Source organism: Arthrobacter sp. CG_A4 (assembly GCF_035985125.1).
Lineage (GTDB): Bacteria > Actinomycetota > Actinomycetes > Actinomycetales > Micrococcaceae > Arthrobacter.
The window spans coordinates 1-8,685 of sequence record NZ_JAXCID010000069.1; the positions used below are offsets into that span (position 1 = coordinate 1).

Here is an 8,685-nt window from a genome sequence, read left to right on the forward strand (position 1 = left end):
CAAGGACCCAACGGACACGGACAGGCCCAGTAACGTAAGCGTGCGCCTACCGGGAAAGGAGCTTTTCACCGTCGGGTCGCAGCTCCCCGGTGGGTGAAACGTGCCGGTACAGGGTCTGGCGGGTGATGCCGAGCTCGATGCAGAGTTCGCTTACTTTGGTTCCGGGCTGGCCCATGGAGGCCATGGCGAGCCGGAGTTTCGCGGGAGTCATCTTGTAGGGGCGCCCGCCGTTCCGGCCGCGGGCCCGAGCGGACGCGAGGCCCGCGATGGTCCGTTCGGAGATCAGTTCGCGCTCGAATTCGGCCAGGGCGGCAAAGATCCCGAAGACCAACTTCCCGGAGGCGGTGGTGGTGTCGATGGCGGCACCCTGGCCGGTGAGGACCTTGAGCCCGATGCCGCGTTCGGTCAGGTCGTGGACGATGTTGACCAGGTGCCGGAGGTTCCTGCCGAGCCGGTCCAGTTTCCACACCATCAGGGTGTCTTCATGGTCGCGCAGCGCCTTCAGACAGGCGGCCAGTTCCGGGCGGTCATCCGTCTTCCCGGAGGCCTTGTCCTCATACAACTGACCCGGCCCGACGCCGGCAGCCAAGAGCGCGTCGCGCTGAAGGTTGGTGCTCTGGGACCCGTCCGCTTTTGAGACGCGCATGTATCCGACGAGCATGATTTTCCCCTGTCATTTATACCTCCGTATAAGTGACAGCGTGATTCCAAATCGGGGTGGAATCGGAAGGTGTCACTTAACTCGTTATTTATTCTAAGTCATGCAAAGGGTGCCTGATCGTCCGTTTGTGACAAGTGGGCCACAGGTATTTGAAGCTCCGCGAAGGTTTCCCGGAGACCGTGCACGGATTCTTCACTCCGGCATCCGTACGATGCGAAGTCGAAGAGATGCTTCGCGACGACAGGGTCTTCTTTGGCTGCCGCGATGGCGGCGTCGGGGTCTGGGAAGCTGTAGATTTCTGCGACGTCAAGGCAACTGTCAATTTCCGGAGTAGTCTGCACGGAATATACGAAGTCCTCTGCACTGGCCGCAGTAGGTGGGGCCCGGTGCGTCGTGGGGGCGAGGGTGGGCTGAAGCGTAGTGCGAGGATGGGCCGATGAACTCTGAAGCAGGTGTGTGTCTGGACGCCGTTTTGATCGGCGGCCGCAAAGAACGAGCCATCGTCATCGTGGACTACGACACTGGTTGGCCCCAACGTTTCGACGCTCTCACCCAAACGATCAGGGACGCTGTTAGCGAGAAGGCGGTGGCCGTCGAGCACATTGGCTCCACGGCAGTTCCCGGCTTGGGGGCCAAGGCCATGTACCGTCGTGGGCGCCGGAAACCAACAAATTCCGCGAGGGTATGCGCATGACCGCTGCGCCGGCATAGGCCTAGAGCTTGCGACCAGAGCCCGATCTGGCCCACTTTCGAGGCTTCCGTTTTAACGAAGTAACCCCGAGGCTAGGCCTCGGGGTTCTCGATGTATTAGCAAGCGATGCTCGTTCGCTGCGTTGTATCTAGCGTACTACATAATTGGGGAGTGCCCCAACGCGAAAAGACAATTCATGCCTGCCTCGGCGCCCCCAGGCTGGCCCCCTACTTGTCCGCATGCCAGAACGACTTGGAGCAGGCCATCGAGCTCTACGAGTGGAATCTCCAGCTGGGCGCGGCCTTTCAGGAGATCACTATGATGCTCGAGGTGGCTGTGCGCAATGCCATCGACGAGCAGCTGAAGCCCTGGAACAAAGGGCAGAGCCGGAACACCCACAATCCTGGTATCGACTTCACCGATGAATGGATAGCCCATCCTGCCATTCCTCTGCATGGTCTGATGGCCTCGCACTCCAAGAACGCCAATAGCTACGCACAGGCGGCCAGAGGCAAGCGCCCTCCGCATCATCCACGGAAGCACGCGCCCATTTCACATGACGACTTGCTGGCCCAACTGAGCTTTGGGACGTGGCCGAGCATCCTTCCCAATCCGAACCGGCCTCGGGTCAGCACCCCAAAGATCCGCGTCTGGGAAGAAGCAATCGTCCACGCATTCCCTAAAGCCGATCCCGGGGACGCCGGCATACGACAGGTCTGTGAACCCCTGAAACGGCTCCACAACCTCCGGAACCGGGTGGCCCACGGCGAGCAGTTGCTGGAAGTCAACGTACAGGCGCGGTTCAGTGACGTGCTCCGTGTTCTTGCCTTCATTGACCAGGACTTGGCCGACTGGTGTGTCGACGTCAGTCGCGTTCGAGCAGTTCAGAAACAGCGTCCCAAAACGGCGGTGTCATAGCGTCGTAGCAACAACATTGGTTTGAGCGGTGGGAGTTGCTGGTGGTTCGCAGGGCGTTGACGATGTCTGACAGGGCGGATATTGCGGTAGGCATCAAGGCGGGGTGGACGGACCGGCGGATCGGTGCTGATATTGGCCGTGATCACACGATCGTGTGGCGGGAGCGGCGCCGTAATTCCACGAAGACCCGGGGATGCCGGCCGGTCACGGCGGATGTGAACGCAGAGAAGCGGAGGTCGCGTCCGCAGGCCCGGAAGATCGACGGGAATCCGGTGCTGGAAGCCCGGATTCGTGCTGATCTGAAGAGGTCAAGAACGCCACGGCAGATCGCTGGGCGTTTGCAATTGGAAGCGTCAGAGCCCAGCGTTGAGACCATGATCATATCCCCGGATGCCGGAGGCGCTACCGTCTCCCATGAGGCGCTCTACAGGTGGATCTTCGCCCTGCCTAAAGGCGAGCTGGCGAAGGCCGGGATACTGCTGCAATCCAAGCGCACGAAGCGGAAAAGCCGAAAGCCCCTGGGTGAGCGGACCGGCGGCCGGATCATCGGGATGGTCAGCATCGATGACCGGCCCGAGGAAGCCAGTGACCGGCGTGTTCCTGGCGCGTGGGAGGGGGATCTCATCGTGGGTATGGGCGGTAAATCCGCGGTGGCAACGCTCGTGGAACGATCGAGCCGGTTCGTGATCATGCTCGGCCTGCCCGAAGGTAAGAAGGCACACGGCCTGGCGGACGTTCTCATCGACCGGGTGAACGATCTGCCGGCCCTGATGCGGGGCTCCCTGACGTGGGACCAGGGCACCGAGATGGCCCGCCACGCCGCCCTGACCGTGGCCACGGATCTGCCCGTCTACTTCGCCCCCGCATTCACCATGGGAACGGCCAACGAATGAGAACACCAACGGGCTCATCCGCGAATACGTCCCCAAGGGCACAGAGCTGACCAGCCACCAGCCCTATCTGGACTCCATCGCCGACGAACTCAACGACCGCCCACGAAAAGTTCCGGGCTTCTACACGCCCCGGGAAATATTCAACAAGCTACTCAACGACAACGTTGCTTAGACGACTTGACACCGCCGGTTGGGAACACATCAACCTCACCGGGGACTACCTCTGGCGCAACAGTGCCAAGTCCGGCACAGGAAAATTCAGGCCCTGCGCCCTGCCAGCCGACCTTAGCGTACGATTTTTTCCGTTTTCTGAAGCGACCCCTGAAGGAGCCAGGAAATCCTCGAAGGGCACGACCGGTGACGCGTCGGGAGACGGCCTCGAGAAGAGGTAGCCCTGCCCGAAGCGGCAACCCATCTTCAGCAGAAGGTCCAGTTGCCCGGTCGTTTCGATGCCCTCGGCGACAACGTCCAGCTTCAACGAATCCGCCAACCGGATGACGCCTTCCACGATCGCCCGATCGTGTGCGGAGGTTTCGATATCGCGCACGAACGTCATGTCCACCTTCAGCAGGTCGATGTCGAAGGCCCGGAGGTGGGAGAAGGACGAGTAGCCCGTGCCGAAGTCGTCGATGGCCAGGCGCACGCCGATGTCGCGGAGCTCCTGGAACGTCCTGGCCGCGGAGCCGATCGCTTCGATCATCGCAGTCTCGGTGAGCTCCAGCCAGAGTTGGTTCGGAGGCAACCCGGAGCTGCTCAGGGCTCGCTTGACCACCGCGCCGAAGTCGTCTCGGACGAACTGCCGCGGAGACACGTTGACGCTGACGGCCATGCCGCCGTCCAGTGCGGCGGCGGCCCGGCAGGCCTGGCCCAGGACCGTGCTCCCGATCCGCTTGATCAGGCCCACCTCTTCGGCGATCGCGATGAATTCACCCGGCAGCACGAGCCCGCGCTCGGGTCGACGCCAGCGAGCCAGCGCTTCGGTGGCCACGACCGTTCGTTCCCGCAGATCCACGATCGGCTGGTACCAGGTCTCGATCTGGCCCAGGTCGACCGCACTGCGCAAGGCGATCTCGGTGTCCAGCTTTCGGTCGATCCGGCCGCGCAGGTCGTCGTCGAAAACTTCGTAGCGCGCGCGACCGCGGTCCTTCGCCAGGTACATGGCCTGGTCCGCGTTACGCAGGAGCGATTCAGGGTCGTCGTGGCCGACGCCGAAAGCGATGCCGATGCTGGCATCGACGGATGCGATGTGCTCGCCGATCAGGATCGGCAGGGCGATGGACTTCTGGAGCGCATCCGCGAGCTGCGCGACGTCCTGGCTGCTGTCGACATCGGGGCAGACGACGACGAATTCGTCTCCGCCGATGCGAGCCACCGTGTCCGACGCCCGAGTACCGCGGCGCAGCCTCGCGGCGACTTCGGACAGGACCGCGTCGCCGGAGTGGTGCCCGAGGCTGTCATTGACGACCTTGAACCGATCCAGGTCAATGAACAACACGGCGACTCCGCTGCCGTGGCGTGCCGCCTGGAGGAGCGCCTGGGCAAGCCGGTCCAGCAGCAGCAGCCGGTTGGGCAGGTTGGTGAGCGGATCGTGAAAAGCGAGGTGCTCCACGCGGGCCTCGGCCAGCCGGCGGGCCGTGATGTCCTCCAGCTGGTACAGGAGGCCCCCCACGTGTTCGCCTTCGTGGATTTCAGCGACGCTGACCTTCACCCAGGTCTCCTCGGAGTCGCTGCGGCGCATCCGTCGATCCACACGCTGCCGAGAGCTCTCCAGCGGCCCGGCCGGCAGGTCATCCGGGCCGGCGGTTTCGAGCGGCATGAACACCGCCTCGATGGGCTGGTCCAGCACCCCGGTCGACCGGCCGGTCAGATCGAAGAGGCGCCGGTTGGCTTCCAGCACCCGGCCGTCGAGCGACACGATGGCCGTTCCGAGAGGTGACCAGGCGAAGGCCGCCTCGAACCGCGCCCGGGCGGCCGTCGCCGACTCCTCCGCGGCACGCAGGGCGGTCACGTCCGTGACGCTGGCCAGGTGTCCGGTCACGGTTCCCTTGTCGCGAATCGGCGTGGTGGTGACCTGCACCGAGTTGACCTGCCCGTCCGGCGTGCGAAAACGGACCGTGCTCGAATATGCGGTGCCGGCGGAGACGCACTCTCCCCACTCGGTGAGCACCCGGTCGACGTCGTCGGGGTGCAGCGCTGAGGACCAGCCGCTGCCCAGGGACTCGTCCAAGGTCAGTCCGCTCATGCTGAGCCACTGGTCGTTGGCGGTGAGCAGCCCTCCCCCGGCGTCGAACTGCACTATGCCTACCGGTGCAAGCCGCACGAGCGCCTGGAGAGCGTCCGCTGTCTCAGCCAGCTCCCGGGTCCGAGCCGCGACCCTGGTCTCGAGCGTGTGGACCTCGGATTCAAGGATCGCTCGATGGTTCTCCAGCAGGTCGCTGAGCTCCTTGAGCCGCAGGAGGTTACGCACCCGCAGCCACAGCTCGGTCCGGTCGACGGGTTTGGTCAGGAACTCCTCGGCCCCGGCATCCAGTGCCGCCAGCCGTGCCTCGCGGTCGCTCTGCGCGGTCACCATGATGATCGGGATGTTGCGGGTAGCCGGATCGGCCTTGACCAGGCTCGCCACCTGCCGCCCATCCAAGCCGGGCATCATGACATCCAGCAGGATCAGGTCCGGCGGGTCCTCCGCAATGGAGTCCAGTGCCTCCTTGCCACAGGAAGCCGTACGCGTGACATACCCTTCGGGCCCCAGCAGAGCCTCAAGCAAGCGCCGATTCTTCTGCTCGTCATCGACGATGAGGATGGTGGCCGGCGATCCCGACTTAGACACTGCCGACACCAGCGGCAGTCGGCAGCCCCTGCGGCAGGAGGCGCTCGATGACGGCATACAGCTCTTTGTATCGCAACGGCTTGACGAGGAAAGCGTCACAACCGGCGCTCTGGCTCCTCTCCTGGTCTGCCTTCATCGCTAGCGCGCTCAGCGCCACGACCGGAATGGACGCTGTCTCAGAATCCTTCTTCAGAATCGCCGTTGCTGCAAGGCCGTCCATGCCCGGCAGCTGAATGTCCATGAAGATCAGGTCGGGATGCTGTCCGCGTGCCAGGCTCAGCCCAGTTTCCGCGTCGAAGGCCGCCAGCACACTGTGGCCTGCAGTGCTGAGGAACATGCTCGTCAGCTTCATGTTCGCCAGATTGTCCTCGACGACTAACACCGTGGCCATCAGAACCTCCTCTTAGAGTCGCGGCAGAGCACGTCGGACCTCGCCCAAGAAGTCGCCATGGTTGAAACCGGCCTTCGCGAGAATGTGAATGGTGTGGTCCGGGTCGACGTTGAGGACCTCCAGGTCACGTGCCGTGACCTGTTTGGCGGTGATGACCAGGATCGGGATACCCACCGTTCCCGGGTCAGACTTCAGCGCGTGGACCACGTCGTACCCGGTCACTTCGGGCATCATCAGGTCGAGCAGGATGAGGTCAGGATGCATCCGACGCGCCAGGACGATGGCCTCCTGCCCGCCGTAGGCCCGCACCGTCATATAGGCAGGCGCCGGTAGGAACGCCGCGATCACCTCGACCGCCTTCGGGTCGTCGTCAACCACCAGCACCGTGCAGGCCTGGCGCTGTTCCCCGTCGAAGCCCAGGTGCGTCAGTGCCTCCTTCAGCGCGGAGCGGCTGATCGGCTTCTCCAGGACCGCCGCTGCCCCGCCGGCCAACGCCACTGGTGGCCCCGATGTTGTGCCGGAGATGACCACGACCGGCACCTTACCCAGGGCGGTGTCCTTGCGGATGGCCGAAAGGAATTCCCACCCGCCTATCCCGGGCAGCTGGATGTCGACCGTGATCAGGTCCAGGCACTGCTGCGGTGCCATCTGGAGCGCCTCCTCAGCACTTGCCGCACGCAGAACCGAAAAGCCATCAGCCTCCAGAAGAACGCGCACCAGCTCTGCGGCCTTGTCATCGTCCTCAACCACCAGGGCGACGCGCTCGTTGACTTCGGGAACTGGCCACGCCTCTACCAGCACGTCATCGTGATCTGCTGAGGCCGGCTCAGCAGGGCCTCGTAGGGGGATCCAGGCCGCGAAGCACGCCCCTTCGCCCTCCTTGCTGGCCATGGCCACGGTCCCGCCGAGCAGCTCAGTCATCTGCTTGACCATCGCAAGGCCCAGCCCGGTGCCCTCGAACTGGCGCGCCAGGGTGCTGTCGATCTGGGTGAACGCTTGAAACAGCTTGGCCATATTCTCCTGGGAGATACCCATGCCGCTGTCGGTGACGCGGATCTCCAGGAACTCGGCGAACTCGGTGGCGGCCAGCTCAAAGCTACGCACCGGCCAACTGCCCTCCAGTGTGCCGACGACGCTTCGCGGCACGGGCCGGGCACGCAGCGACACTCGCCCGCCCTGACTGCTGAACTTCACCGCGTTGGACAGCAGGTTGTACACGATCTGCTTGGTCTTGCGCATATCGAGCTGGCTGACGCCGAGGTGTTCGTCCAGCTCCAGGTCAAGACCGATGCTGTGCGCCGCCGCCTTCTCCCGCACGATGGACAAGGCGTTGGACAGGAACGGGCCCACGTCCACCGGCTCCAGCTCGAGGTTCATCATTCCGGCCTCGACCTTGGACAGGTCCAGGATGTCGTTGATCAGCGAGAGCAGGTGCTGGCCACTGGTGAAGATATCCCCGATGTACTCACGCTGGCTGGCGGTCAACTCCCCCAGCAGGCCGTCCTTGAGCGCCTCGGAGAACCCGATCACCGAGTTCAGCGGGGTGCGCAGCTCGTGGCTCATCGTCGCCAGGAACTCCGACTTCATCCGGCTCGCATGCTCCAGCTCAACATTCTTCTCTTGCAGCGTCAGCTCGATGCGCCGGCGGTCGGTCACGTCGCGCGCAGCCGCGAACACCCCTTGCAGTGTGTGGTCCCGGTTGTGGAACGTCGCGGCGTTGTAGGACACGAAGGTCTCCCCGCCGTTGCGGGCCCGCACGGTGAGCTCGTAGTCGCTGACTTTGTGCTCAGCCAGGACCCGTGCAATGCCCGCGTCGGCTCGTGCCGGATCAGTGAAGAAGTCCCTGAATGGGGCGCCGATCAGCTCAGCGCGCGAGCACTCAGTCAAGGTCATCATCTGCTGGTTGACGTCGGTGATGGTGCCATAGGGGTCGGTCGTCATCAGCGCGTCGATATTCGACTCGATCAGCGAACGAGTGTAGAACTGCTGATCCCGCAGCTGCTGGTCCAGCAGCGCCTGGGCCGCCTCGACCTGCTTGCCGACAGTGTTGTCGGTGCCGATCAGCAGGTAGCCGATGATCTCCTCTCCCGCATCACGCAGCGCGGTCACCGAGACGATGGCCGGGAAGCGGCTGCCGTCCTTGCGGACGTAGGTCAGCTCGTAGTTGTCCTCGATGCCGCGTTTGGCCTTGTAGACGAGCGCCTCGAATCCGGGCTCGATGGGCGTGCCCAGCTCCGCGCTGAGCTCCGCGGCCCGTTTGATGAGCTCGCGCGGGTCGGACATGTCCGCGGGGGTGATCCGGTT

Annotated in this window: 5 protein-coding genes and 2 pseudogenes; 3 read left to right on the top strand and 4 right to left on the bottom strand. The window is 63.9% G+C overall.

Features of this window, described 5'->3' with window-relative positions; genetic code table 11:
• Positions 1-46: 46 nt before the first annotated feature.
• A complete protein-coding gene (locus RCH07_RS18410; protein WP_326968937.1) occupies positions 47-661 on the bottom strand; it encodes a recombinase family protein in 615 nt (204 codons plus the stop codon).
• Positions 662-1,097: 436 nt separating this feature from the next.
• Between RCH07_RS18410 and RCH07_RS18415 the strand changes: the two genes are divergently transcribed.
• The 3 genes and pseudogenes from RCH07_RS18415 to RCH07_RS18425 all read left to right on the top strand — a co-directional run bounded on the left by RCH07_RS18415 (position 1,098) and on the right by RCH07_RS18425 (position 3,335).
• Complete coding sequence (locus RCH07_RS18415; protein ID WP_326968938.1) at positions 1,098-1,355, top strand: GrpB family protein; 258 nt, start codon at positions 1,098-1,100, stop codon at positions 1,353-1,355.
• 168 nt (positions 1,356-1,523) lie between these two features.
• Entirely contained in the window at positions 1,524-2,270 is a 747-nt protein-coding gene (locus RCH07_RS18420) for a hypothetical protein (protein ID WP_326968939.1), read from the top strand.
• Between the two features lie 41 nt (positions 2,271-2,311).
• Positions 2,312-3,335, top strand: a pseudogene (locus RCH07_RS18425) (IS30 family transposase).
• A 213-nt stretch (positions 3,336-3,548) separates the two neighbouring features.
• Here the strand turns inward: RCH07_RS18425 and RCH07_RS18430 are convergent.
• The 3 genes and pseudogenes from RCH07_RS18430 to RCH07_RS18440 form a co-directional block, all read right to left on the bottom strand.
• Positions 3,549-6,047 (bottom strand): annotated as a pseudogene (locus RCH07_RS18430) (EAL domain-containing response regulator); the annotation flags it as partial.
• Positions 5,983-6,381: a response regulator gene (locus tag RCH07_RS18435; RefSeq protein ID WP_326968942.1), complete on the bottom strand. Its 399-nt coding sequence runs from the start codon at positions 6,379-6,381 to the stop codon at positions 5,983-5,985. The gene RCH07_RS18435 and the pseudogene RCH07_RS18430, both read right to left, overlap by 65 nt.
• A 12-nt stretch (positions 6,382-6,393) precedes the next feature.
• Positions 6,394-8,685 (bottom strand): response regulator (locus RCH07_RS18440; RefSeq protein WP_326968943.1); only part of this gene is annotated, 2,292 nt, incomplete at its 5' end.